This window comes from Vibrio sp. QJM3NY_27, assembly GCF_057785955.1.
The window spans coordinates 1,708,317-1,735,271 of sequence record NZ_CM173512.1 but is presented as its reverse complement, the minus strand read 5'-3'; the positions used below and the strand labels follow the sequence as shown (position 1 = coordinate 1,735,271).

Below are 26,955 nucleotides of genomic sequence, written 5' to 3'. Positions count from 1 at the left end.
GCACTTTCGTCGTCGTTAACCCAAAAAGGCGACGAATAATGTTCAATCTTTGGGTTCAGTTCTTTGTATATGGATATAAAAGACATGAGGATAAATTCGTATTTTCTCGTTCTTCTTAATACATTGCTTCAGTTAACCATCAGATTTAACTTACTTTTTTTGACTGCATGTCTCAGTTCGTCCTGCACCAGTAATTATGTTTTGAATTAAGCTCACGTATGCAACTAGGTTTATTTCTATATGTGGAATATCTATCGTTAAGATACGCGCTCATCAAGTTGGTGAATTTGTAAAACATAATTATAAAAGGTTACATATGCGTAGTGCACATTTAATAATGCTATTCCCGATAGCGTTTACTTCTCAAGCTGCTAATGTTGTTGATTATTCGAAGGTTGACTTGTCTAAAGTACTTAATAATACACAACAAGGGCTTACAGTAGCCAGTGAACAACTGTCTTATCAAGATATAAGCCGAGTAAACACCAATACAACAACACTTTTACGTAAGAAGCAGCTCCATTATGGAATCCCTGTTTATGGACAATCTGTGGTCGTTGATCTTTCTAAGCAAGGTGTGGAAAAAGCTGTTGATGGCCAAGTGTTAACCGGTATTGAGTCAGATATTGGTTCAACACTGCCCATGATTAATGCTAAACAGGCGGTTGATATTGCGAAGTCACAACACAAAGGTATTGCCGCGGCTACTATCCGTGACCCTCACACTGAGCTTGTTATTTGGCTTGATGATCAGCAGTCTGCTCGGCTCATCTATAAAATTGATTTCTTACAGACTAAAGGGATGGCTCCTTCAAGGCCGATTACGCTTGTGGATGCTAAATCTGGTGAGCTATTGGAACAGTGGGAAGGCATCGCTTTTCTTGAGGCTGAAGGTCCTGGCGGTAACGAAAAAAGTGGGCGTTATTATTTTGGCTCAAACACAAAGTATGGCGGTTTTCAGGTTAACCCGTATTGCCAAATGGACAGCGAGAACGTCGTTACTCTGAACATGAACAATCAGCAAAGCTCTGGGCAGATACATCAGTTTAGCTGTAGCGATAATAATGGCGTGAACGTTAACAATTATCGCGCAGTGAATGGTGCGTATGCGCCGATGAATGACGCTCATTATTTTGGCCAACGTGTATTCGACATGTACCAAGATTGGCTAAATACACGTCCGATTAAACAAAAGCTCACGATGCGTGTTCACTATGGTTCGAATTATGGGAACGCATTTTGGGACGGTCGTCAAATGACATTTGGCGATGGTAACCAATCGATGTATCCGCTAGCAACATGGGATGTGATCGCCCATGAAGTAAGCCACGGCTTTACCGAACAAAACTCAGGCTTAGAATATCGTGGAATGTCGGGAGGAATGAATGAATCCTTTTCTGATGTGGCAGCAGCAGCATTAAGTGAATATGTGCACGGTAGCTTCAATTGGAAGATGGGCGAACATGTGATGAAACATAGTGATGCAATGCGTTACTTCATTCAACCAAGCCAAGATGGTGTGTCTATTGACCACGTCAACCAGTACTACAACGGCATTGATGTTCACCATAGTTCAGGCATTTTCAATAAAGCGTTTTACCATTTATCAACAAGCAATAACTGGGGAATTAAGAAAGCTTTTGAGGCTTATGCTACCGCTAACCAACTTTATTGGACGCCTAACTCGGACTTCCAACAAGGTGCTGACGGTGTCTGCAAAGCGGCCCAAGATCTTGGTTATGAAACCTCTGCGGTAAGGATTGCTTTTAACGAAGTAGGCATTGATGTAGAACACTGTGGTTCTGGTCAGCCTAATCCACCATTACCAACTTCAGACGTTGTGGACCTAGAGATCAATATGCCAACGCCTATCTTGAGTGACGGCGCGGATCAGCAACAGTTCGTTCTAAAAAATACACCAGCCGATGAGGTATGGGTGCAGACTTATAATGGGTACGGTGAAGTAGATATGTACGTTGCAATCGGTCGACCAGCCACGCTGAGTGACTACGATTGTGCGTCAACTAATCAAGGTAACCGAGAATATTGTGGTCTCAATGGTGTAACGGGTGCCGACATTTACGTGATGGCTTCTGGGGCTCAAGCTTCGATGGATGCGTATGTTGCTGTGAGTGCTGACCTAGAAGCTCCTCAACCTGAGCCACAACCAGAACCACAAGGTTTGTGCGATAACCTTCAAGAGTGGAACCCAAATTACTATTACCCCGCAGGCACAGCAATTCAATATTATGGCAATAGATTCTCAGCGTCTGCGGATAACTGGGGAGCCGACCCGTTCAACAATTATTGGTACTGGGTATTTGAAGGTACTTGTGACTAGTTAAAACGACTTAAAGTGATTCAAGTTAGCTAAAACCGATGAGAAGGGAGCGCAGTCTGTGCTCCCTTTATTGGTTCAAAGTGAGAAGTGAAGGTGTACGCTTATCTTGTGTTAGCAAACCCAACATTAGAGTATGTAACTTAGCGTTATTCAGCATTGAATATTCAACATTTAGTAACAACGAGATAAGGATGATTAAATTGGAAATTAGCCATTTAGACCATTTGGTATTAACCGTTCAAGACTTATCCGTGACGGTGGATTTTTATCAAAACGTGTTAGGTATGAAGCCAATCCAATTCGGTGAAGGGCGTTTGGCTTTATCGTTTGGTAATCAAAAGATTAACCTTCATCAAAGAGGTAATGAGTTCGAGCCAAAGGCTGAGTACGTGCAAGCTGGCAGTGCCGATCTCTGCTTTATTACCAATACGCCCATGATTGATGTTATTGAGCATATCCAAGCGCTAGGAGTCGTGATAGAAGAGGGACCAGTACCGCGAACAGGTGCAACGGGTAAAATCGTTTCTGTCTATGTTCGAGACCCTGATGGGAACCTGATTGAAATATCCAATTACTAGATGTTGGCGAGAGCAAAATACCAGACCGTTTAATAGAAACTTAATAGTACACCAACTGCCTTTAGAGCCAATAGATGCTGGATGTTGAAAGGCAAATAAATTACAATCGAACAATGTTTTATTAATTCAAACTCTAATCCCTATGCTGAGAAATTTAATCACATTCATCGTTAGCCTATTTCTTTTGACGGCTTGTTCTACAACGAGCAACAATCAACTTGATGATAAGACATTAAGTAACGAAGACACTGTGTCTAAAAGTGTAGAGGAAGAGACCAATCTAGACATTAGTACAGAAACAAACTCTGGTACTAACGCAAATGCTAAAACGGGTGATGAGCCTTTATATGAGGCTGGTGGCAACGATGATTCTAATGTGCTCCCAGATTCCAAAGCGAACCTAGAACCAAATACGACTTTAGATGTAAATACATCGTCTGACTCAAATGAAGATTCGAATACACACACTAAGACAGAGCTTACATCAACAGAAACCTCTCAAATAACGGCAAAACACGCGGCCGACGGGCACGATAGTGAAAAGGGCATAGGAAACTATTTCTTGCAAAATAATGAACCAACCAAGAAGGTCATTAAATCGTTAGAGGGTGTGACAGACACATTGAATATTCTGACCTTCGGAATATTTGCGACGGGCCATGGATAAGCAAGTTGGGGGCGAGCTCTAAGCTAAACTTTGTAATGAAGCGATGAAGGCGAGCTAAGTGGTTCGCCTTTTTTATATCGCAGCCTAATTAACTCATCGTTCTGTTGGCTATTATGTTTGTTGTTCAATATCCACAGCTCTATCTGATTAAGTCAAAACACAGTCAACTAAAGTAGGAATTTTCTCGTTCTGGAAGGGACTAGTCGTATTTACTGTGTTCGACTTGTTATATGCACCAAGGCTTTTAATACTCTTACCCAAAAGTAAGCAATGAAATCTAATCTTGCTAAGACAATGTCTTATATTCACTTTGGAGCATAGTAATATGTTTGTTGTGAAGTTCGATGTTTAGATTAAGTTATCAATATTCTAGGGAAGAGATATGAAGAACAAGAGTGTGTTTTTAAGCGTTGCGATGGCCATGTTATCGGCTCAAGCAAATGCATCTAGCGCGAATCATGAAGCTGTTTCAGATGGAGTTATCGCCGAACAAAGAGCGAACCTTTCTGAAAATACTCAAGGGAAAGGTTTTGGCCCGCAAGCCCCACGAGATTTGGACTCTTTAAAGGGAACTAACGCCCGCCTGTTTTCGGATGCGCCAGATTCAACAGCAATGAACTTATGTAATATTCACTTTCACAAGAACGCCGAGCATAAAGGGGGTGAGTTTACTCAATACGCTGGCAATGGTGATGGAAAGGGCTTCCAAAGTGGTTTCAAATACACAGGTAAGTTAAGCGCTGCTGAGCTTAATCCATTCGATCAAAAGGTTTGTACAAGTGATCATGGTTCTCTTCACTCGGGAGATACTATTGAGGTGCATTACGTGTATTCAACGGCGCAAGTTGAACCGGGTGAAACATTGGGCGCTTGTTTTAACGATGCGATTACCAATCCACAATTGCGTGTTGAAACTCAAGTCTATGTATTAGTTAATGACGATAAAGCTCTCGACTTCGAAGTATTAGCGAAACACTCTAAAGTCAACGGTTTAAACCAAGCCCCGAACATTCCACAAGATACCGGTTCTGCGATTCAATACGCAGGCTCTACAACTGGCCCTGGCTATAATGAACAAGGTTCACCGTTTCAAGTAACATGGAGCGTGAGACCGCAAGTAGCGAAAGTGAACATTGCGACGGTAGGCAGCTGGTGTGAAGGCAATGACTTCAACGAAGATCACGCGCATGGTGTGAGAAACATAGTTGTAAACCCAGAGTTGTTGTCACCAATAGCGAACTAATCTTGTTACGTTGATTTGTAATCAATATTTTTCAAAGGCGAGCCACTAGGTTCGCCTTTTTTGTGTCTTAACGAAAAACGCTTAGTTTCAGTTTCAGTTTCAGTTTTAGGCTTAGGCTTAGGCTTAGGCTTAGGCTTAGGCTTAAGTTTAAGTTTAAGTTTAAGTTTAGTGGGGAAATTACGTGTGACACTTATTCAAAACATGAGTTGTGTTAAACGTGCTTAGTCAAAAACGTTCTTTACCCGAATCGAAGCTCCATGATACGTTCATGATCAATTATGTTGGGTTATAGATAAGGACAGTCCAATGTCATTAGAAGGTGCGATTACATTCTTTATTGCCATGTTTATATTTGGTATTACTCCGGGGCCTGGCGTGTTTGCCATTTTAGCTCGAGGCATGGTTAACGGTTGGCGAAAGTGCATCACTCTCTCGTTGGGGATGATATGCAGTGATCTTATCTATCTTGCGCTTGCCTGTTTTGGTCTAGCGACGATTGCTGAGAACTGGTCGTTTGCTTTTGAGGTAATTCGCTACGTTGGTGCGGCTTATTTGATTTACTTAGGCTACAAGATGTTTAAGAGCCTACCGGAAGTGCAAGGCTCAGCGGAACTTGCAGCCAAACAAAGTCAGAAATCAGAACTCGCCAGTTTTGCGCAAGGCTTTTTGATTTCGGCATCAAACCCTAAAGTGATTCTCTTTTATATTTCATTTTTGCCGACCTTCGTCGACCTGACTGTTTTGCGCTCACAAGACATCGCCTTGGTTTCTGTTTTAGCGGCTGTTGCTCTGATGTCTGGTTTAATGCTAATTGCAATGGGCGCGGGCAGAATGGCAAGTTTACTTAAAACGCCACGCGCACATAAAAGGTTAAATCAAAGTGCAGGTGGAATAATGATTGCTGCTGGCTCGTATTTGGCGATAAATCGATAAACACGATTTTTTAAGCACGACTCTTTAAACAAGAAGGCGAACCGAATGGATCGCCTTTTTTGTTAGAGAGAAATGGACTATATGCTTGTAAAAACTATTCGTATAAAAAGCTAGCGCTTATAAACACGGTTCATTTGCTAAATCTAAGCATCTACAAAAATCACTTCACCGGTAATGAAGCCATCGACAGAACGCTCGAAGGCTTTACCGACTAATTTGCTCGGTACAGGTTCAAAGCCTGGCATCATTTCACCGTAAACATCCCATGCTTCAGCAAGAACCGTTGGGTTGATTACATTGATACGTGTGTTTCTTGGCATTTCATAAGCGACACACTTTACGAATGTATCAATTGCGCCGCTGGTGGTTGCGTCTGCAATAGCGAAAGGGATTGGTTTAACGTTCAATATGCCACTAATCAGCGTAAATGAACCACCGTCAGCGATGTACTTTTGGCCGATACGAACAAGGTTAATTTGTCCCATCATTTTGCTCATTACCGTAGTCATCCACTGTTCTTCAGTCATATCTGCAAAGGTATTGTATTCGCAAAGGCCGACGGTGTTCACAACCGCATCAAAGTGACCCACTTTCTTGTAAAGCGCCTCAATTGATTGTGGGTCAGTGATGTCAACAATATGGTCTACATCGCCAGAGCGACCCGCAGTGATAACGTTATGATTGCCTAAGCCCATTAATGCTGCTTGACCCATCTTGCCACGTGCGCCAATTAGAATGATTGTTTTCATGTTGTTCTCCGATCTGTATATGTTTCGTTTCGATGGAAGAACTTTAACCAAATAGCCAAACAAGTAGAAACAAAGCTTAGTTGTGAGTGTTACTGGTTTTATTTGTTGAGTGTTACACTGACATGGAATCCAACTTCACCGAAGCGAGTGCGTGTGAGCAAACTAGACCGACTAGACATAAAGCAACTTAGAGTTTTCCAAGCTTTAATCCGTGAAGAGAACGCGTCTAAAGCTGCGAATCAATTGGGGCTGACCCAGCAAGCTGTTAGTGAGCATTTGAAGAAGCTGCGAGAAGTGTTCGACGATAGGCTGTTTGTTAGAAAAACCAACGGCTTTGTTCCGACCACCTTCGCGCAAGAGTTATCTGTTGGTGTTGATCGTTTACTGATCGATTTCAATTTGTTGTTATCTAGAACAAATTTCGTACCAGAGAAAGCTAAAGGGACGTTTGTGATTGCGGCGACGGATTATGCTCAGCAGATCATCCTACCAAGCTTAATTGCAAAGCTAAGGGCACAAGCACCAGAGTTAAAGCTGATTGTGCGTGACTTCGAAATCGACAACCTGCACGAGCTAATGGAAAGCGGCAAAGTTAACTTAGCGATCGCGTTTCCAGACTACATTCCAAGCAGCTACAAAGTAATCAAGCTGTTTGAAGAGCACCATGTGTGTGTTGCATCACCTCGTTCTTCAATAGCACAAATCACGCCTTCATTAGAGGAGGTGGCGACCTATCCAACCATTATTGCTTCACCATCGCGTCCAAACTTCAAAGGGTCGATTGATGAATGGTTCGGTCAGTTTGGGTTAAAGCGTAACGTGGTGGTATCTGCACCGTGTTTCTCTATCGTACCTATGTATTTAAACACTACTGACTCTATTGCTTTCTTACCATCAAGGGCAATCGAAGGGCTGAACTTGGTGACTATTCCAATGGAACAATCCCCCGAGAGTTTTGATGTGATAGCCGCATGGCACCCAAGGTATAACGATGATCCGCTACAAAAATGGGTGACGTCTTTGTTAGAAGTCGATTAATGGGAAGAGTGTTTTTGTATCGCAGCGAACTAAAGAAGGCTCTTATTGGGCTGTCTATGTGATTAGATTAGATTAGGTTAGATTAGGTATTTCGACCTGAACCGCCGCTACTTTAATTGGTGTTCTTGCACTTATTTGTTCATCGACATTTTTTTCTTCTAACCTGAACTCCAACTACTTGATTTCCAGTTAATTGACCTTTATTGAAGAATTTTACGTGTTGCATAAACGTGATCAATATATGTTTTTTGTATTCTTCGGCTAAAGTTATCGGGCTTTTTACAGATAAAGGAATAGAGGCGAGCTCTAACACGAGATAAAACGTGCGAGCTTTGGTTTCGCTTTTTGAAACCTTTAGAGAACTTTTAACAAACTTGCGTCGAGACAACCTAAATGAAGAAAACAATCCTATTTGCCGTTTTTATTATGTTTGGCATTGCCGTCGCTGCGAGTATGGCGTCAACTTATTTCATTTCAAGCGAAAAAATTGATGAGATAATATTGAACAAATCTCAAGTTCAAGCTGAATTTTTGGCTGGGAATGCTGGGTATATCTTAGAGAATTCGGACAATCCAGTTCAAGATTTACAAAAGCTGGTGGGCGAGCTGAAACAGCGGTCTGATGTCACTTATGCCATTGTTATCGATAGTAACGTAAGTGCTATTGCTCACAGCGATAAAAATAAACTGAATAAAGTTTATGAAGATAGCTATACCGTTAAAGGCGCGACCAAAGGCGTACAACAGTATTCAAAATGGTACGCTGATGTTCAACAAGTGTGGGTGTTTGACATCATGGCACCTATCTACGTCAACGGTGAGCTGTACGGTACTTTTGATATCGGTATCCCGATCACAGAGGTTAGCCAAGCAACGAATGGCATTATTAGCTACCAGCTCGCTTCAATGGTTTTCATTTTTGTGGTTTGTCTCGTTGTTCTATCACTTCTTCTTAGCAAACTGATGCAACCTCTCTTGGTATTGAAAAATACATTGCATGATATTTCTGAAGGCGATGGTGATCTATCAGTACGTTTGCCTATCAAAGGGAATGACGAAGTTGCTCAAATCTCATCGGCTTTCAATGTGTTCGTTGGTAAGGTGCACGAGATAATTACGCAAACAGTGAATACGGGGGTCGAATTAAATAAGACCGCTATTGGGCTTCGTGAACAGTCGCAGCAAGCATTGCAAAGAGGGCAAGAACAGAACGAACAAACCATGTTGGTCGTGACGTCTATGAATGAAATGATTGCCACGGTTAATGAAATTGCATCTAGCGCGGCTGGTGCTGCAAGCGCGGCAAACATGGCAGCGAGTGAAACTCAAGAAGGTCATAAGACGATTGAGAAGACCACGACTTCAATTTCGAACCTTGAAGCCGAAATGAATAGTGCTTCTGACATCATTGTGAGCCTTGCTGATAATACTCAGTCCATTGGTACTATTCTTGATGTTATTCGAGGTATCTCTGAGCAAACGAACTTACTGGCACTTAATGCTGCAATTGAAGCTGCGCGTGCTGGTGAGGCTGGCCGAGGCTTTGCGGTTGTTGCTGACGAAGTTCGTAACCTAGCGACAAAAACCGCGCAGTCTACCGATGAAATTGACACTATGATCAACCAACTTCAAACCGAAGCTAAGAACGCTGTTAGTTCGATGAGTAATAGTAAGAGCTTAATTGAAGAGGGTACGACTGAAACTGAAATGGCTCGCCAAGCTTTGGAAAAAATTTCCACGCAAGTTTTGGCTATTCTTGATATTAATACGCAAGTCGCAACGGCAACGGAGCAGCAGTCAGCGGTAGCGAATGAAATTAATATGAACATGGATACGGTTAATAGCTCAGTCAAAAACGGTTTGAGCGCAAGTGAGAAGTTAGAGCAATCAAGTCAGCAGCTGGCAGAGTTGTCACAAGTTCTCGATCGTTATGTTGGTTCATTTAAAATCTAGACTTCCCAACATATTTCTTTGAGAGAAGTGTTGAGTCTCCAGTTATTTAATAGCGCTTATGTCATACATGAGCGCTATTTTTTTGCGATATGCAGACGCAGATACTCCGATAGAGCGCAATAGAAATGAAGAATGTACCTGCAGTGTAATATCGTGACAATTTAGCTCATTCAAAACAACGCGATCAAATAAGACAGCGACAACAAGGCGCTAATTTTCATCCTCCCATGCGTAAGGTCTAAAAATCGACTAAACAACAACTTTGACGCGACACAGAAGGTGTTCCGCATCTCATCACGATGTATAGTTATTGATAATTCATTCAGTAATTGTATCTGTAGTTGTCAGTTGATGTGGGTGTTATGAAGAAAAACGGCTTTACGTTAATGGAATTAATCATTGTTATCGTGATACTCGGTGTTTTAGCTGTGACAGCAGCTCCAAGGTTTCTTAATATCCAAGAGTCAGCGAGAGAAGCGGTGCTTGAAGGTGTTGCAGGTGCAATGGAAGGGGTAATCACGCAAGTTACGTCTAAGGCCATTATCGTTGGGCTTAATCCGGACGCAACAAACCCAGGAGATCAGAGCAACTATGTGATCGATTTTGGCATTGGTAGCGTTGAAGTCGATTGGGGAACCCTTTGCCCTGAAAGTAAAGGTGAATCAGGAGATGCGTTAAATATGCTCCACTTCCTAACTTTGTCGGATGATGATAGCTTAACTTCAGAACTCGGTAATCGACACACTGTGGTCGGGTATGATTATGACTTTACTCAAGCAGAACTAGATAGTACGAATATAACAGACGCTGACCTAGAGCAACGCCAAGGTTGCTTTGTTCTTTATGACTCTTTTGGCCGAACCAATGGTAGTCAATGTCCTGATGAAGGATGTGAGTGTACAGTTCGTATTGTTAACAACAATTGTTAAACCGAACCCTTTAACTGATTTTTAGACTTCGAATAAAAAAGCGCGTTATTACCGGTTGGTAGTAACGCGCTTTTTTGTATTAGCTTATCGGTCAATCTTAGTTTGCTATTGCCGCACTTGCTGGTGGCAAGTCACGCTTCTTAATCACGTATCGCAAGCGAATTAGCATCAGCGTCGCTGAAACACTCAAGCCCGTTAGGATACCAATCCAAAAGCCTTCTTCACCCATTGCTGGAACAATATGGTCTGTTAAGCCCAACACCATACCTAGTGGTAGTGCTAAGCCCCAGTATGAAGCGATAGCTAAGATCATCGGGATCTTAGTGTCTTTATAGCCACGCAGTGCGCCGTTAGCAGAGGTTTGCAGAGCATCGCTGAATTGGTACATCGCCGTAAAGGTCAACAATACCGCTGCTGTAGCGCTTATTGTAGGGTCGGTTGTGTAAAGCCTAATGATCCACTCAGGGAACAGCAGGAACATCGCTACTGAAAGTAATGAAATCAACGCTGCAACCAAGATACCGACTTTGCTGCGTTCAATTGCGCCTAGTTCATCTTTCTCGCCTAGTGCATGCCCAACACGAATTGTAATGCCAAACGAGATACTCATTGGAATCACGTAAGTTAGGCTCGAGATGTTAAGTGCAATTTGTGCGGCAGCTACGTTCTCTGCACCAATACGGCCAATCATCAGTGCGATTACTGCAAAGATGCTGCCACACACCGCGATATTCATCCCGATAGGTAAACCTAATCTTAGAAGGTGTAGCATCTCTTTTGCTTTTGGCTTCGCATCTGAAAACTTGATGATGGTCTTGTAGTGGTGATGACCTTTAATGTAGGAATACAGCATTCCCGACATTAACCAATACACTAAGCTTGTCGCCCAGCCACAACCCACAGCGCCCATTTCAGGGAAGCCGAACTTACCGTAGATAAGCACGTAGTTGACCGGAATATTCACCAACAAACCAACCACAGAAATGATCATTGGCACTTTGGTGTTGTTCATCCCTTCACAGAAGCCGTTCAAAGTGTAGAACAGGGCAATACCCGGCACACCGAAGGCTAGGGCAAACGCATAATCGCTGCCGATAGGGATGATCTCAGCGGCAACCCCAATCCATTCTAAGATCGGTTTAGCACTCACCAAATAAGCGATGAGTAATACACTGGCAATTAATGCCAACCAAACCATCTGGAAGAATTCAACAGAGATACTTTGAAAGTCACGTGAACCGCGGTGATAAGCGACAACAGGCGTTAACGCCATGATCACGCCACGCAGTAACAGCAATACAGGAATCCAAAGACTGGTGCCAAGTGCAATAGCGGCGAGGTCGGCAGGGCTTACTTGGCCAGCCATTGTCGTATCGACAAATCCCATCGCTTGGGTCGCTATTTGAGTCAAAATGATTGGAACCGAAAGATGCATAAGCGCACCCGATTCATGAGTAAAAGGACGAAATTTCGTTAGCATGGAAGTTCACAACACCAATATAAATACACGAATGATGGCAGGATGGCCGGTGTGCATTTTAGGATGTGCCCCGTTGGGCGGGCGACAATATAAACACCTTACCGTATAGGGTCAAGCATTGGATTTATAGAGTTCAACTAGCTTTGATATTCGGATAGGTTTTGAAGGTCAAAACACAGCGCCAACGCACGTAAGTTAATGATTTAGTGGGAATCATACTAGACGAGTAAATTCTATATTTGCCACACTAATTACTAAGGTCACGGTATAAGTGATTGTTATGGAAAGACAAAGTCTAGTACAATTGCTGGCATAAGGAACTAGATAGAAAAATTCTGTATTTAAATGCAGAATTTTTCTGTCTAAGAACTGTTATGCATCAGGACAGGAGAATCACTTGGAAAAACGTTATCAGGTTTTTGTTAGTTCAACATATGCTGATTTAAAAGATGAACGTCAAAAAGTTCATCAAACTCTTATGGAAATGGACTGTATCCCTTCAGGAATGGAAATGTTTCCTGCTTCCGATGAAGAACAGTGGGAATTCATCAAGAAGATAATAGATGATTGCGATTATTACTTGCTAGTAATTGGTGGCCGTTATGGCTCTCTTTCAGATGATGGTATTAGCTACACTGAAAAGGAATATCAGTATGCAGTAGAAAAAGGGATAAAAGTTATCGCGTTTATTCATGAATCACCTGACAGTTTAGCTGTATCTAAAACTGACATAGATCCTGCTTTAATGGCCAAGTTAAATGAGTTTAGAAGCCAAGTATCAACAGGAAGGCTAGTGAAATTTTGGACTCATGCGAATGAACTGCCTGGATTAGTAGCTCTCAGTTTAACTAAGACAATAAAAACTTACCCTGCTGTTGGCTGGGTAAGAGCTAATAAGCAAACTAGCTCTGAATCGCTTGTAGAAATAAATGCATTACGTAAAGAAAACTCTGAACTTAAACAAGAGTTATCAGGGCTAAAAATACAGCCTTTGGTTTCAGTTGATAATTTGGCAGACCTTTCTGAAGAAATTGAATTTAAAGGGACTTATACAGCTCAATGGCAAGGTCAAACTAGAAATTGGTCAACGAATATGTCGTGGGAGGAGATATTCTCAAGCCTTGCACCTTATTTGCTAGAGAATCCGAATGATGGTTCTGTAAAAATTACGGTAAAAAAGAATGCAGTTTCTCGAGTTGTTGGTTCATACCATGAAGCCGTTTTAGATGATCAAATCTATCAAACAGTAAAAATTCAGCTAATGGCTTTAGGGCTTGTAGATGTGAAATACGCTAAAACTGTTAAAGGCGGAATGTTGTTGTTTTGGAGCATTACAGAAGCAGGTAAAGATCTAATGCTCAAACTACGAACCGTCCGTAAAGCTAATACATAACGCCGCAAATGGAGTAAAAGTGGAAGTTTCAGATTTTGCCAACATTATTAGTATTGTCTCTGGTTTAATGACTTTGTTAGGCATCGGTGGTTTTTTTAGTTGGAGTATTTATGACAAGTCAAAAGAACCGGATTTGTCTGGTAAGACTATTTCGGTATTTGCTTATTCAGTAAAGTTCGGTTTATGCATTTTGGTTTTTTTGCTAATGCTTTTGCCTGTGTATCTTGTTCATATCTTTATAGTTTTAGCTATTGGTGACGGTTCTATTGGAACTTCGGATATGTACTGGTCTCAAGGTGATTGGTATGCTTACTTAGTGAGCTATACGATCATAGTGTCAATTTGGCTTCCTATTTATCTATTGGTGACGTCATCAGTTTTCCAATGGTCTTTACTACCGTTTCGATTGTTTATGGCAAAAATACAAGGGAAATCTCTAGCCCCAGCTAGTTAACAAACGACTATGGCGCCAATATCAATTTGGCGCTATCTAACCCTTACTTAATCATCACTTCTTAGCTTCAAACCTACCTCTTATTGCCATAAAGCCAGCAGAAACACAAAAATCCCAATCCCGAGCGTGACTTTTAGAAGCAAGCCAAGAGGGGCTCCACCTTTTGGCGCTTTGTTGCAACATCCCATAATTGATTCCTAATTTATTGTTGGTTTCAATCAACCTTAAACCTTTCCCTTACGGTAAGGTCAATGCATTTGTTGACCTTGAATTTCAGAAAACAAAAAGGCGAACCGTTTGGTTCGCCTTTTGTTATGTTTCGTTGCTTAGCGCCGCTACGAATTAGTCTTCGTAGTTATCGATGCTTGGGCAAGAACAGATTAGGTTACGGTCGCCGTATACGTTGTCTACACGGTTAACTGTTGGCCAGTACTTCGAGTTCTTCGTTGCTTTCGATGGGAAGCAAGCCAGTTCGCGAGAGTAAGGGCGATCCCATTCTGCGCCTGAAATGTCAACTTGTGTGTGTGGTGCGTTCACTAGAGGGTTGTTGTCTAGTGGCCATTCACCCGCTTTCACTGCTGCCATTTCGTGACGAATTGCTATCATCGCTTCACAGAAACGGTCTAGCTCTTCTAAATCTTCTGATTCAGTTGGTTCTACCATTAATGTGCCAGCTACTGGGAAAGACATCGTAGGCGCGTGGAAACCGAAGTCCATTAGACGCTTAGCAATATCTTCTTCGCTGATGCCTGTGTCTTCTTTAAGCGGACGAATATCGATAATACATTCGTGTGCTACGCGGCCGTTAGTGCCACGGTAAAGAACAGGGTAGTGAGGACGTAGTTTCTCCATCACGTAGTTCGCGTTCAGAATCGCTACTTTCGTTGCGTCTGTTAGGCCTGGTTCGCCCATCATCGCGATGTAAGCCCAAGAGATAGGCAGGATTGAAGCACTACCTAGATCTGCAGCTGATACCGCGTAATCTGAACCTTGTACACCGTTTTCGATGTGACCCGGTAGGAAAGGTGCTAGGTGCGATTTAACGCCGATAGGACCCATACCCGGACCGCCACCACCGTGTGGGATACAGAATGTTTTGTGTAGGTTCAAGTGAGATACGTCTGAACCGATGAAGCCAGGTGAAGTTAGACCTACTTGAGCGTTCATGTTCGCGCCGTCTAGGTAAACCTGACCGCCCGCTGCGTGTACTTGTTCACACACTTCTTTCACTTGCTCTTCGTATACGCCGTGCGTAGAAGGGTAAGTGATCATGATGCTTGATAAGTTTTCTTTGTGCTTCTCGATTTTCGCTGCTAGGTCTGTCATGTCGATGTTGCCATCTTCATCACACTTAACAACCACTACCTTCATTGAAACCATAGATGCTGTTGCAGGGTTAGTACCGTGCGCAGAGCTTGGAATCAGACAAACGTTACGGTGAGCTTCACCGCGGCTTGCGTGGTAACGTTGAATCGCGATTAGACCTGCGTATTCACCAGATGCACCAGAGTTAGGCTGTAGTGAGAAATCGTCGTAACCAGTGATTTCACATAGCTTCTCTTTAAGATCTTTTGCTAGTGCCGTGTAACCAGCCGCTTGCTCTAGAGGTGCGAATGGGTGAATCGAACCAAATTCAGGCCATGTTACTGGAATCATCTCAGCAGCAGCGTTCAGCTTCATCGTACAGCTACCCAGAGGGATCATGCCGTGCGTTAGTGAGAAGTCTTTGTTCTCTAGCTGTTTTAGGTAACGCATCATTTGCGTTTCGCTGTGGTGCGTATTGAATACTGGGTGAGTTAGGAACTCTGATTCACGACGGCAGTTTTCTGGAATTGCTGCAAACTCGTTTGATGCAATGTCAGAAGATAGTGCTTGAACGTCTTCTTTCACGTCGAAGATTGCGAACAATGCGTTCACGTCGTCGATCGTTGTTGTTTCATCTAAGCTGATACCGATCTTACCAACAAGTCGACGAAGGTTGATGTCTGCTGCTTGCGCTTTCGCGTACAGTGCATCTGTCTTGTCTTCTGTGTTCAGCGTAATAGTATCAAAGAAGCTGTTGTTCGTTAGCTCGTAACCCGCTTTAGTCAGGCCAGCCGCTAGGATAGCTGTCATGTGGTGTGTACGACGAGCAATAGTACGTAGGCCTTCTGCACCGTGGTAAACCGCGTAGAAAGACGCCATGTTTGCTAGAAGTGCTTGAGCTGTACAGATGTTCGATGTCGCTTTCTCGCGGCGGATGTGTTGCTCACGAGTCTGCATTGCCATACGTAGCGCTTGGTTACCGTGAGTATCGATAGATACACCGATTACACGACCTGGCATTGTACGCTTATGCTTTTCACGAGTACCCATGAATGCAGCGTGTGGACCACCGTAACCCATAGGAACGCCGAAACGTTGCGCTGAACCGATTACTACGTCTGCGCCCATTTCACCTGCAGGCTTAAGTAGAGCAGAAGCAAGTAGATCAGTAGCAACTGTTACAAGAGTCTTATTAGCTTGAGCTTTAGCAATGATGTCTGTTAAGTCGCGAACTTCACCCGTTGTACTCGGGTATTGAAGAAGCGCACCAAATACGTCTTGCTCTGGAAGTGTTTCAAGAGCGCCAACCATTACTTCAAAACCGATGTACTCAGCACGAGTTTTAACAACTTCTAGTGTTTGAGGGTGAACATCGTCAGCAACGAAGAATACTTTGCTCTTGCTTTTACCAGCACGCTTACACAGTGTCATTGCTTCGCCAGCCGCTGTCGCTTCATCAAGAAGGGATGCGTTCGCGATTTCCATACCGGTTAGGTCCATTACCATTTGTTGGTAATTGAGTAGAGCTTCAAGACGACCTTGAGAAATCTCTGGTTGGTATGGTGTGTAAGCTGTGTACCAGCCTGGGTTCTCTAAAACGTTACGTAGAATAACGTTTGGAGTGAATGTGTTGTAGTAGCCTTGGCCAATGAAAGTACGTTTCACTTGGTTTAGGTTAGCGATCTCTTTAAGAGAGGTCAGCATGTCCATTTCGCTCAGTGGCGCAGCAAGTGTCATTGGTTTTTCAAGACGGATTTGTGCAGGAACCGTTTCGTCGATCAGAGCGTCTAAGCTAGTCGCGTTGATCGCATCAAGCATTTTTTGCTGGTCTGCTTTATTAGGGCCGTTATGACGAGCAACAAACTCGTTTTGAGTACCCAAGTCTTTTAGTAATTGGCTTTGAAGTAATTCAGTCATGATATGTTCTACTTTCTCTTTGGAGCCGTGAGCTAGCCCCTAAAATTAAGCTGCTCTAAAGAGCAGCTTTATCGTAATGAGGAACCTATTAGTCTTCTTCGATAGAGCTTAGGTATTCTTCCGCATCTTTAAGGTTGTTTAGTTCAGACGCATCAGACATCTTCACTTTAACAATCCAACCACCTTCATAAGATTCTTCGTTAATCAACTCTGGGCTATCTTCTAATTCTTCGTTGATTTCTACGATTTCGCCAGAGATTGGTGCGTAGATATCAGAAGCTGCTTTCACTGATTCAACGAGAGAGAAGCTTTCGCCAGCTTCGATTTCGTCTCCAGTGTCAGGCAGGTCAACAAACACAACGTCACCTAGCATCTCTTGAGCGTGCTCAGAAATACCGATTGTTACAGTACCGTCACCGTTGTCTTTTACCCACTCGTGGCTGTCTGCAAACTTTAGTGTATTGTCCATTGCTTATTCTCCAAAAATTTATGAGGTTTTAATTTAAATCTTAAAAACGGTTTAACGATAAAGAGGGAAGCGTTTGCAAAGCTCTTTAACTTGCTTGCGAACACGTTGCTCAACTTCAGCGTTGCCTTCAGGGCTTTCAACTAAGCCATCAAGTACATCGCCGATCCATTCACCGATAAGTTTGAATTCTTCAGTGCCAAAACCACGACTGGTTCCAGCTGGCGTACCTAAACGAATACCCGAAGTAATCATAGGCTTCTCTGTGTCGAATGGTATGCCATTTTTGTTACATGTGATCCCTGCACGCTCTAATGCTTCTTCAGTTACGTTACCTTTCAAGCCCTTAGGACGAAGGTCAACCAACATTAGGTGCGTGTCTGTTCCGCCAGTCACAATGTCACAACCGCGAGTTTGCAACACTTCAGCAAGAACTTTTGCGTTATCGATCACTGAATCAATATAAGTATTAAATTCTGGGCCAAGAGCTTCGCCAAACGCCACTGCTTTAGCTGCGATAACGTGCATTAGTGGGCCGCCTTGAAGGCCTGGGAACACTGCAGAGTTGATCTTTTTGTTGATGTCTTCGTGGTTAGTCAGAATCATACCGCCGCGTGGGCCACGAAGTGTTTTGTGCGTTGTTGTTGTAACAACGTGTGCGTGTGGTAGTGGGCTAGGGTGAGCACCTGTCGCGATAAGACCCGCGATGTGTGCCATATCGACCATTAGGATAGCGCCAACTTCGTCTGCGATTTCACGGAACTTAGCGAAATCAATAACGCGTGGGATAGCACTACCACCAGCAATAATCATTTTAGGTTGGCTTTCGATAGCTAAAGTACGAACTGCTTCGTAATCGATTTCTAGTGTATCGCGGTCTACGCCATATTGAACGGCATTGAACCATTTACCAGACATTGCAGGGCGTGCACCGTGTGTAAGGTGACCACCAGCGTCAAGAGACATACCCAAAATAGTGTCGCCAGGTTGAAGCAGAGCAAGTTTAACTGCACCGTTTGCTTGAGCGCCTGAGTGAGGCTGTACGTTTACGTATTCGCATTTGAATAGTTGCTTCGCACGTTCAATCGCAATCGCTTCAACTGTATCTACATGTTCACAACCACCGTAGTAACGGCGGCCTGGGTAGCCTTCTGCGTATTTGTTTGTTAGGCAAGTGCCTTGAGCTTGCATTACTGCTTTAGAAACGATGTTCTCAGAAGCAATAAGTTCGATTTGTTCATTTTGACGAGTGTTCTCTGCTTGGATGCCAGCAAATACTGCGTCGTCAGTACCAGATAGGTTCGTAGTGAAAAAACTGTCTAAGCTATGGTTTTGGTAAGCGTTCATTGTCGAGACCTTTCATTAAGCTAATGGTGATTATTTTTATAGTCCATTAGGTCTTACGTTGATTTCTGCATCGGTATCGTTTGCGCTATATAGGTATAGATAAACGTGAATTGCGTTATAAATATACTCTTACAGCGTCTAAGCGATCGTTGTAGGGTCAATGCAGCACGAATTGTTTCCCAAAAAGTTCGGGTAAAAAACAGCTCTTACAAATGTTAAATCTATCATTTGCTGCAAGCTGAAGTAGCATCTCTTCATCTAACAAGTCGATAACATAGCTCCGATAAAATCAATTTTCAACAAAAATTTCCAATAGGAAACAACTTTTCTTGTTTTGCTACGGGGAGCACGCTTTATTTCTCTGTGTGCTCTTTAATCAACAAAGCGCTTCATGCAACAATGAAATTAATAGACAGGAAGCAAGAATTTAATGAGGGACCTATGTCAGAAGACATTTATGATGAGTACCCATCTTTAACGTTGGCGAAGGAAACGTTAGACCAGAATATCGAACCACTTAGGCTTGGTCAGCGCATTAAAGATATCCGCGGCAAGCTTGGGATTACGTTAGAAGAAGCGAGCCAACGTACTGGTTTAGCTCGCTCTACGCTCAGCAAAATTGAGAACGAGCAAATCTCTCCAACCTTCCAAGCGATGCAAAAGCTAGCGATGGGCTTACAAATAAATATGCCCCAACTGTTTGAGCCACCAAGGAAAAAGGTCGCAACGGGGCGTCGTGACTTAACTAAGGCCGGTCAAGGTAAACCTCACCCAACCCCAACGTACGAGCATGAACTGCTTGCAACAGAGCTGTCTAATAAGAAGATGATGCCCTTTAAGAGTCGCGTGAGAGCGCGTACTTTTGAAGAGTATAACGATTGGGTACGTCACGACGGTGAAGAGTTTTTGATGATCATCTCTGGTGATGTGATGTTCTACTCAGAATTCTACGAACCTGTGCCAATGAGTGAAGGTGATAGCATGTATTATGATGCCAATATGGGTCACATGCTTATCTCGACCAGCGCAGAAGACGCGCTCATTTTGTGGGTGACAGCAAAATAAATTAACAAAGTTGGAATTTCTTATAGTGAATGCAACCGTTTGCTATTGTTTCTAACGTTAGCCAACAGACGCGATATTGATGTGATAATCATCAATATCGCGTTTTTGTATGCATCGAAAAATTGTTTTTAAATTGTTAAATGTCACATTTTGAACTGTTTTACTATTGTTAAGGGTGTAAAACTGACTCAGGCTTGTTTATTATAGTGAACACGGTTTACTCATGTTGATTGAAGTTTACTGAAGTGAATTCTTAGAAAGTGACTTGTAGAGCTTTTGTACAGCTAACCTGATTTATCAAGCTAACGATATAAGCCTATATAAAAGACATCACTTTTTACTATCTACTGTTTCTAAGGTTAAGACGTCAAGGTGACTAACGCGAATACGCTGAGGTGACTAATGATGAGACTTATCGTTAGAAGCGACTCTAAATAGAGATATAAGCGGCAGACTCGACTTTGGACAGCCTGCAACGCTTCATGGAGAAGAAAATGACTCAAGAACACGCTAATCAAGACCTACTAACAACACCACTGCATGCACTTCATGTTGAAGAGGGTGCAAAAATGGTTCCTTTCGCTGGCTACGATATGCCAGTTCAGTACCCACTAGGTGTAAAGAAAGAGCATTTACACACTCGTGATGCTGCCGGTCTTTTTGATGTTTCTCACATGGGGCAACTTCGTCTTCATGGCGCAAACGCAGCAGCTGTCTTAGAATCTTTGGTTCCTGTAGATATTATTGACCTTCCTTCTGGTAAACAGCGCTATGCGTTCTTTACTAACGAGCAGGGCGGCATTATGGATGACCTGATGGTTGCTAACCTAGGCGATCACTTGTTTGTTGTTGTTAACGCGGCTTGTAAAACACAAGATATCGACCACCTAACTGCGCACCTTCCAGCTGACGTAGAAATGGAAGTGATTGATGATCGCGCTCTATTAGCACTTCAAGGCCCTAAAGCGTCTGAAGTTCTTGCTCGTTTCCAACCAAGTGTTGCAGACATGCTGTTCATGGACGTTCAAAAAGTCGATATCGACGGCGTAGAGTGCATCGTAAGCCGCAGTGGTTATACCGGTGAAGACGGCTACGAAATCTCAGTACCGAACGATCACGCTGAAGCACTTGCTCGTAAACTAACATCAGAAGCAGAAGTGGAGTGGATTGGCCTTGGTGCTCGTGACTCACTTCGTCTTGAGTGTGGTCTATGTTTATATGGTCACGACCTAGACACAACGACAACACCAGTAGAAGCTAGCCTTCTATGGGGTATTCAAAAAGTTCGTCGTACTGACGGTGAGCGTGCAGGCGGTTTCCCAGGCGCTGATATCATCCTTGAGCAAATCGCAACGAAAGATGTTCAACGTAAGCGTGTAGGCCTAGTGGGTCAAACTAAAGCGCCAGTACGTGAAGGCGCAGAGCTGTTCGATGCTGAAGACAACAAGATTGGCGTTGTAACAAGCGGTACTGCTGGCCCTAACGCTGGTAAGCCTGTTTCTATGGCGTACGTTCGTACAGATCTAGCAGCAATTGGAACGGAAGTTTTCGCTGACGTTCGTGGCAAGAAGCTACCAATGACAGTAGAAAAAATGCCTTTCGTACCTCAACGTTACTACCGTGGCTAATCTCTTTTAAGATAAACCACTAAGTTGAATCAAAGCCTATTGTTTACCTCTTTATATTAAGAAGTATGACGGTAGGCTTTTTTGTATTCGGTAACGTACATAACTTTGAGTATTGGTAAAGATACATCGTCTGGAATTTCGTTTATAAAATGAGAGATGTGGCCATATCGTTACAAATACTTACTATACTCAGGTTTATGCCGTGTTATGGTGGCCACATATCATTTTTATAAATAAGTCGTAGTGGTTACAAGGAGTTAACTATGAATGTGAACTATACAGTGAGTCCGGTTCGTAAAGCCGTTTTAGTGCTATTAGCACCGTTGATTTATACATCTAGTGTATTGGCGACGGAAAACACGGCCGAGAGTGCTCCTGATGCGGGTGTCACACCTTATATCGTGAATGGTAGTAACGCATCTGTGAGTGAATTTCCTTCGATGGCAAGCCTGTTCATCGATCGTATTGGTTACGACGGCGTTTACTCGAAAGGTTCATACTGTGGTGCGACTATTTTAGACAATTACCATATCTTGACAGCGGCACACTGTATTTACGGTGATCAGAGTGCACAGTTGTTTACAGTGGTTGTGCCTCAATTGGAAGATACCTCGCTATTTCCTAATGGGAATATTCCAAAAGTACGAGTATCAGAGGTGTATTACCGAACTGATTATTCAAATAGTATCAATCAGTTATTAAGAAATGATATTGCGATTTTAAAGTTAGAAGCCTCTCTCAATCTTCAATCTTCCGCTGAAACTGTTATTCCTCAATTTGATACTTACCTTAATGCTGCGAATGATTTCGTTGCAGTTGGCCATGGCGACATAGAAACGGATGTTGATGGTACAACTTTGCTACAACAAGTTGATCTTACATACGTTGACACTCCTAATTGTAAAGCTGTCTTCGGTCCCTTAGTCACAGACAAACAAATTTGTTTTAATGGTGATGGACCGAATAATGGTCTATATGGTGGTACATGCCAAGGTGATTCTGGTGGCCCGGTTTTTTGGAAAAATGGGTCTACTTATGAGCAGGTTGGTATAACCAGTTTTGGACCAACTACTTGTGGTGCAGGCATCGGTGTTACATCAGTATTTACAGAGATATATGATTATAAAGATTGGATAACTGACGTGACTAATGGATCAATCGATAGCACTGAAACCGTCCAGTTTTCTGCGACAGAGGCAAAACGAGTTGCGTATGCTGGCACAAGTTCGTCTGGCTCAGGTAGTAGTGGTGGTAGTGTTTCATTTGGTTTGCTAGGTATGCTGATGTTGTTCGCGGGTCTTAGAAAAGCCGTGTTACGTTAGAACTTCAATGTTTTGAACAAGTCGACGCTTTATCTAACGATAGCGTCGACTTTTTTATCTCTGCAGGTTTATCTGTTTAGTCATTTACCCGCTTAGTTACTTAGCTGTTTAGTTCTACAACCGCTTTTCGGCTGTACCTTTCTAGAATCTCATCCATCTCTTTTATTGCATCATTGATACTTTTGATGCCACCTTGCGCGACACCTTTTTCACTTGGGTTCAATGCAGAAAAAGCCTGTCTTAATTCCTTATCTTCCAACATGTTCCCGTGCAACAACACTTCTTTGTAAGTGAGTAGCCTATGCTGTACCGCGATAATTTGATTGCGGGTATTTTCTGATTCTAATGCGTGCTTTATGCAAGGAAATGCCAATGTATAGCGATTCGCAATTTCCAATTTGACGTCTTTATTATTCGCAATTTGCAATTTTTTTTATTTCCCAACACTTAAATATTCAAGTTTAGTAGCCTGTACGCTCACGACCGATCTAAGTGTCAAAGTTTATGAAACGTAACGTTTTTTAATAATCGAATAATATGCCTTTAATGGCGTATGTAAACCGTTGCGAGTCAATATGGTCTGCTTCTTGCTGAAATTAGGTCATAACTGTCTATTGAGGATAAGCTTATGTCACAAGAACCCATAATCATGGCGCTGATTGATCGCAGGAAGCTCGCTAATTTGTCCCAGGAAAAATTAGCCTCAAGTGCGGGAATGAGTTTAAAAACCTATCAACGAATCGAACGTGGTGAAGCTGATATCAAAATGTCTCAGTATCGTTCGCTCACGAGGACGTTGAAAGTTACCGATTTGGATGTGGTACTGGATGTTGTTGGCGCATCACAAGCGACAGCGGAAGACGTAGCGGCGGTCAGTCGTTTACTGACCAGCGAAGAGCGCATGTTGTTAATCAAGCTGATTTTGTCGGTCAAAAAGCAGCCGTAGCGTTTTGGTCTAATAGGTACCGTCTTTTCTCTAAATAAATAGAGTTAGAGCGGTTGTTTCATGGGTGACGTGTTCACTGATGACATGAAACAATTATTCTACTCTTCCGCGCAGTTGCTTGGTGGTACTTCTTTGCTTCTTACCTTCTAAACGTCTTTTCTGAGAGCCACGCGTCGGCTTAGTTGCTCGTCTTACTTTTTGAACCTTTGTTGCTTCCAAGATCAGTTCTTTCAAACGCACCAAAGCATCATCACGGTTTTGTTCTTGAGTTCTATACTGCTGCGCCTTAATGATAATCACGCCATCTTTAGTGATACGGCTATCTTTGTGTGCAAGCAGTTTCTCTTTATAGAAATCTGGTAGGGTGGAGTGCTTGATGTCAAAACGCAAATGTATCGCACTTGATACTTTATTGACGTTTTGGCCGCCTGCTCCTTGTGCTCTGATCGCAGTTAACTGGAGTTCCCAGTCTTGAATCGAAACAGAGTTAGATATTTGTAACATAAACATCCATTTTGAACGGTAACATGGGGTCATGATACTGAATATTGGTTATGGTATCAGTAACTTTCTCAAAGAGTGGTAGTAGTGATGAAAATAGATTTAACGGCATATGATGGATTAATCTTTGATATGGATGGTACGTTGATCGATACAATGCCAGCACATGTAAAGGCGTGGCAGCAAACGGCTGAAGAATTCGGTTTTCATTTTGAAGCGTCTTGGCTGCATAGCTTAGGTGGCATGCCGAGTTATAAGATCGCGGGTGAGGTGAACAGTAAATACGGTTTATCGCTCGACCCACAAGCGGTTTCTACGTTTAAGATGGCGTCATTTGCTGCGATTGAAGACAAAGGAGATATCATCCCTTGTACTCACTCTCTGCTGTTAGAGCATCTGGGTAATAAAAAGATTGCAGTAGGAACGGGCAGTCAACGTAAAAGTGCCGAACAGTTATTGGATAAGACAGACATCTTGAGCAAGCTCGATATTCTAGTGACAGCAACAGACGTTAAGAATCACAAACCCAATCCAGATACCTTCTTAGATGCGTGTTTTGGTATGGGATTACAGCCAAAGCAGTGTGTTGTGTTTGAAGATACGAACTTAGGTAAACAAGCCGCTCATGCTGCGAAGATGGATTGTATTCTGGTGGTAGAAGGGAATAAGTTAGAGTTTTACCCGGCCCCAAGTTGATCGAGAGCCTAACAAGAGTGCTTGTACTGTCAATTGTTAGGCTATTTCACTCATTTCTTTGTCTAGGAATAAGCATACATTGTTTCTACCTGCCGCTTTAGCTTCGTATAACGCTAAATCAGCGCACTTGTAGTTCAGTGCTGGATCGTTGGTGACGTTAGTAATGCCGCCACTCACAGTGACTACGTTATCGAGTTCAAGGCTGACAGCAATTCTCAGCCTATTGAGAACGTATTCAGCTTCTTCTGTTGTGGTGTGAGGCAGAATCACACCAAACTCTTCGCCACCAATGCGAGCAACAAAATCCGTTTCACGGCATTCACGCTGAAGCACTTGAGCGACTGTTTGAATGACTCGATCACCGTAATCGTGCCCAAATCTGTCATTAATACGTTTGAAGTAGTCAATATCCAAGATAGCTAAGCAAGATTGCTCGCGAGTAGGGTAACGATTAACACGAGAACATTCGTCACGAAGTTCAAGGTCAAATTTTCTTCGATTCCAGCAACCAGCTAACGCGTCTTTTTCACTTAGGTTTCTGAGCTTTTTTTCGAGTTCTTTGTGTTTACTAATATCGACAAAAGAAGCGACGTAAAACTGAATCACATCTTTCGAATCTTTGATGGTTTGGATTCGTAATATCTCAGTGATCAAAGACCCGTCTTTACGGCGATTGACCACTTCGCCTTCCCAAACTCCCGTCTTGGTGATAATGCTCCACATCTTGATGTAGAACTCTTGATTGTAGCGACCAGAGGCAAACATCGAAGGCTGACGTCCTTTTACATCTTCCAAATCGTAACCACTCACGCGAGTAAACTCTTGGTTTACTTTGATGATTCGGTTATTTCGGTCAGTAATTACCAAGGCTGACATGCCATTCATCGCGGCTTTAGCCAGTTGGCTATCGATGCTGTTCTTTTTATGGTTACTGTTCCAAAGCACAAAACCTGCTGAGATCATCGAAATTAAGAAAGATAAGGTGATGATCTGCACGAATATGGCTTGTTTTTCTTGTCGGTATTGGCTGCTGAACAGTTGGTTTTCAACATGAAGAACCAAATAAATTGGTCCTTCAAATTGCTTTATTTTAGGGCTGATATCTGAGTGGAAATACCAGTTTTTACCATCAAAGTAGCTAGAAGAGGTATTTTCTTGAATGGCTTTCCAAAGTTCAGGGTAAAGCTTCGCGTAGGTTTTATCTGAACGAGATTCAATAAGATGCCCAAACGATTCTTCGATATCCGGGCCCATGATGACATGTCCGGTCCTGTTAAGAATAACAGGGACGGCGGATGACGTACCGATTTGATAAAGAAGGCGGTCGTAGACCTCGAGCATATTCAGGTTAGCGATAAAGTAACCAATAATACGATCTTCTGATGCGACTGGTGTCATTATCCTTAGGGCTGGCATCAAAGGATGGACAACCTCACCATTTTCAATCTCTAAATCGATACCGTTGGAGCTTACGTCTCCAATCTTCAGTCGGTGGAGATCTTTAAAGTAGCTACGAGCTGATTTGTTCTGCAGTTTATTCTCAGGAACTATTGTCGCTTTATTGTTGTTGTAATTGATACGGTAAACCTCGTTACCTTCTAGGTCGAGGTAGCGAAGTTGAGAATAGTATTGTTGTCCGCGAGCTAACATCACCCACAGATCTTGCAGAGCTTGTTTATGAACAATTGATGGTTCTTCAATTGCGCGAAGCAACGTTTGAGAGTCTGCGATGGAAGGAACAGAATTAGATATTTGCTCAACAATAACGGCCAGTTCGTGGAAGCTGTATTCAATTTGGTTTTGACTTGATTGCTTAATATTTAGCGTGTGCTGAGCGTCTATCCGATCAAATTCAGAGTTAATATAGAGGGCAGGGACTAGTCCTAGGGCAAAAATGGTACATAGAAATTGGCTGACTAGTTTTTTTATACTCGTATTCATCACTGTCCTCAAAGAATCAGCGCAATACTATATATTTTATGGGGTTTTTAATGTGATCTTGAC

The 26,955-nt window shown here is 42.7% G+C and carries 23 protein-coding genes; 15 read left to right on the top strand and 8 right to left on the bottom strand.

Going from position 1 to position 26,955, the window contains the following annotated elements:
- Positions 1-316 precede the first annotated feature (316 nt).
- The 5 genes from AC3CIA_RS23290 to AC3CIA_RS23270 all read left to right on the top strand — a co-directional run bounded on the left by AC3CIA_RS23290 (position 317) and on the right by AC3CIA_RS23270 (position 5,762).
- Entirely contained in the window at positions 317-2,341 is a 2,025-nt protein-coding gene (locus AC3CIA_RS23290; protein WP_488519172.1) for a M4 family metallopeptidase, read from the top strand.
- Positions 2,342-2,541: 200 nt separating this feature from the next.
- The gene (locus AC3CIA_RS23285) at positions 2,542-2,919 is read left to right on the top strand and encodes a VOC family protein (protein ID WP_065206061.1); all 378 of its coding nucleotides are present in this window, start codon (positions 2,542-2,544) and stop codon (positions 2,917-2,919) included.
- Between the two features lie 142 nt (positions 2,920-3,061).
- Complete coding sequence (locus AC3CIA_RS23280) at positions 3,062-3,586, top strand: hypothetical protein (protein ID WP_488519171.1); 525 nt, start codon at positions 3,062-3,064, stop codon at positions 3,584-3,586.
- A gap of 382 nt (positions 3,587-3,968) precedes the next feature.
- Positions 3,969-4,829, top strand: coding sequence for a delta-class carbonic anhydrase (locus tag AC3CIA_RS23275; RefSeq protein ID WP_488519170.1), 861 nt, complete (start codon positions 3,969-3,971; stop codon positions 4,827-4,829).
- Between the two features lie 306 nt (positions 4,830-5,135).
- Positions 5,136-5,762: a LysE family translocator gene (locus AC3CIA_RS23270; protein WP_488519169.1), complete on the top strand. Its 627-nt coding sequence runs from the start codon at positions 5,136-5,138 to the stop codon at positions 5,760-5,762.
- Between the two features lie 143 nt (positions 5,763-5,905).
- Here AC3CIA_RS23270 and AC3CIA_RS23265 read toward each other — a convergent pair whose 3' ends face one another.
- Complete coding sequence (locus tag AC3CIA_RS23265; RefSeq protein ID WP_054546927.1) at positions 5,906-6,511, bottom strand: short chain dehydrogenase; 606 nt, start codon at positions 6,509-6,511, stop codon at positions 5,906-5,908.
- A 153-nt stretch (positions 6,512-6,664) separates the two neighbouring features.
- Between AC3CIA_RS23265 and AC3CIA_RS23260 the strand changes: the two genes are divergently transcribed.
- From AC3CIA_RS23260 to AC3CIA_RS23250, 3 genes are all read left to right on the top strand, one after another.
- The gene (locus AC3CIA_RS23260; RefSeq protein ID WP_488519168.1) at positions 6,665-7,549 is read left to right on the top strand and encodes a LysR family transcriptional regulator; all 885 of its coding nucleotides are present in this window, start codon (positions 6,665-6,667) and stop codon (positions 7,547-7,549) included.
- A 426-nt stretch (positions 7,550-7,975) separates the two neighbouring features.
- On the top strand, positions 7,976-9,502 hold the full coding sequence (locus tag AC3CIA_RS23255; RefSeq protein WP_171308049.1) for a methyl-accepting chemotaxis protein: 1,527 nt from the start codon (positions 7,976-7,978) through the stop codon (positions 9,500-9,502).
- A 362-nt stretch (positions 9,503-9,864) separates the two neighbouring features.
- Positions 9,865-10,431 (top strand): type II secretion system protein, encoded by a 567-nt coding sequence (locus AC3CIA_RS23250; protein ID WP_135457799.1) that lies wholly within the window; start codon positions 9,865-9,867, stop codon positions 10,429-10,431.
- Between the two features lie 97 nt (positions 10,432-10,528).
- Here the strand turns inward: AC3CIA_RS23250 and AC3CIA_RS23245 are convergent, their stop codons facing one another.
- Complete coding sequence (locus tag AC3CIA_RS23245; RefSeq protein WP_488519167.1) at positions 10,529-11,911, bottom strand: MATE family efflux transporter; 1,383 nt, start codon at positions 11,909-11,911, stop codon at positions 10,529-10,531.
- Between the two features lie 397 nt (positions 11,912-12,308).
- Here AC3CIA_RS23245 and AC3CIA_RS23240 point away from each other — a divergent pair, with 397 nt between their 5' ends.
- Both AC3CIA_RS23240 and AC3CIA_RS23235 read left to right on the top strand, forming a co-directional pair.
- The gene (locus AC3CIA_RS23240) at positions 12,309-13,304 is read left to right on the top strand and encodes a DUF4062 domain-containing protein (RefSeq protein ID WP_488519166.1); all 996 of its coding nucleotides are present in this window, start codon (positions 12,309-12,311) and stop codon (positions 13,302-13,304) included.
- Between the two features lie 19 nt (positions 13,305-13,323).
- Positions 13,324-13,758, top strand: coding sequence for a hypothetical protein (locus AC3CIA_RS23235; RefSeq protein ID WP_488519165.1), 435 nt, complete (start codon positions 13,324-13,326; stop codon positions 13,756-13,758).
- Between the two features lie 342 nt (positions 13,759-14,100).
- Here AC3CIA_RS23235 and gcvP read toward each other — a convergent pair whose 3' ends face one another.
- The 3 genes from gcvP to AC3CIA_RS23220 form a co-directional block, all read right to left on the bottom strand.
- Positions 14,101-16,980: an aminomethyl-transferring glycine dehydrogenase gene (gcvP, locus tag AC3CIA_RS23230; RefSeq protein ID WP_372267277.1), complete on the bottom strand. Its 2,880-nt coding sequence runs from the start codon at positions 16,978-16,980 to the stop codon at positions 14,101-14,103.
- 88 nt (positions 16,981-17,068) lie between these two features.
- Positions 17,069-17,449, bottom strand: coding sequence for a glycine cleavage system protein GcvH (gene gcvH, locus AC3CIA_RS23225; RefSeq protein WP_004730871.1), 381 nt, complete (start codon positions 17,447-17,449; stop codon positions 17,069-17,071).
- Positions 17,450-17,500: 51 nt separating this feature from the next.
- Complete coding sequence (locus AC3CIA_RS23220) at positions 17,501-18,793, bottom strand: serine hydroxymethyltransferase (protein ID WP_171310553.1); 1,293 nt, start codon at positions 18,791-18,793, stop codon at positions 17,501-17,503.
- A gap of 441 nt (positions 18,794-19,234) precedes the next feature.
- Between AC3CIA_RS23220 and AC3CIA_RS23215 the strand changes: the two genes are divergently transcribed.
- The 3 genes from AC3CIA_RS23215 (at position 19,235) to AC3CIA_RS23205 (ending at position 22,808) form a co-directional block, all read left to right on the top strand.
- A complete protein-coding gene (locus AC3CIA_RS23215) occupies positions 19,235-19,858 on the top strand; it encodes a helix-turn-helix domain-containing protein (protein ID WP_017082298.1) in 624 nt (207 codons plus the stop codon).
- Positions 19,859-20,352: 494 nt separating this feature from the next.
- The gene (gcvT, locus tag AC3CIA_RS23210) at positions 20,353-21,486 is read left to right on the top strand and encodes a glycine cleavage system aminomethyltransferase GcvT (RefSeq protein ID WP_029223675.1); all 1,134 of its coding nucleotides are present in this window, start codon (positions 20,353-20,355) and stop codon (positions 21,484-21,486) included.
- 263 nt (positions 21,487-21,749) lie between these two features.
- Entirely contained in the window at positions 21,750-22,808 is a 1,059-nt protein-coding gene (locus tag AC3CIA_RS23205) for a S1 family peptidase (RefSeq protein ID WP_488519164.1), read from the top strand.
- Between the two features lie 100 nt (positions 22,809-22,908).
- On the opposite strand, the gene AC3CIA_RS23200 is transcribed toward AC3CIA_RS23205, so the two are convergent.
- The gene (locus tag AC3CIA_RS23200) at positions 22,909-23,235 is read right to left on the bottom strand and encodes a hypothetical protein (protein WP_488519163.1); all 327 of its coding nucleotides are present in this window, start codon (positions 23,233-23,235) and stop codon (positions 22,909-22,911) included.
- A gap of 201 nt (positions 23,236-23,436) precedes the next feature.
- On the opposite strand from AC3CIA_RS23200, the gene AC3CIA_RS23195 reads away from it, so the two are divergent.
- On the top strand, positions 23,437-23,754 hold the full coding sequence (locus tag AC3CIA_RS23195; protein ID WP_065206071.1) for a helix-turn-helix transcriptional regulator: 318 nt from the start codon (positions 23,437-23,439) through the stop codon (positions 23,752-23,754).
- Between the two features lie 93 nt (positions 23,755-23,847).
- Here AC3CIA_RS23195 and arfB read toward each other — a convergent pair whose 3' ends face one another.
- Complete coding sequence (gene arfB / locus AC3CIA_RS23190; RefSeq protein WP_004730912.1) at positions 23,848-24,258, bottom strand: alternative ribosome rescue aminoacyl-tRNA hydrolase ArfB; 411 nt, start codon at positions 24,256-24,258, stop codon at positions 23,848-23,850.
- Between the two features lie 87 nt (positions 24,259-24,345).
- Here arfB and AC3CIA_RS23185 point away from each other — a divergent pair, with 87 nt between their 5' ends.
- Positions 24,346-24,951, top strand: coding sequence for a beta-phosphoglucomutase family hydrolase (locus tag AC3CIA_RS23185; RefSeq protein WP_488519658.1), 606 nt, complete (start codon positions 24,346-24,348; stop codon positions 24,949-24,951).
- A gap of 36 nt (positions 24,952-24,987) precedes the next feature.
- Here AC3CIA_RS23185 and AC3CIA_RS23180 read toward each other — a convergent pair whose 3' ends face one another.
- Positions 24,988-26,892, bottom strand: coding sequence for a sensor domain-containing diguanylate cyclase (locus AC3CIA_RS23180; RefSeq protein WP_488519162.1), 1,905 nt, complete (start codon positions 26,890-26,892; stop codon positions 24,988-24,990).
- Positions 26,893-26,955: the final 63 nt, after the last annotated feature.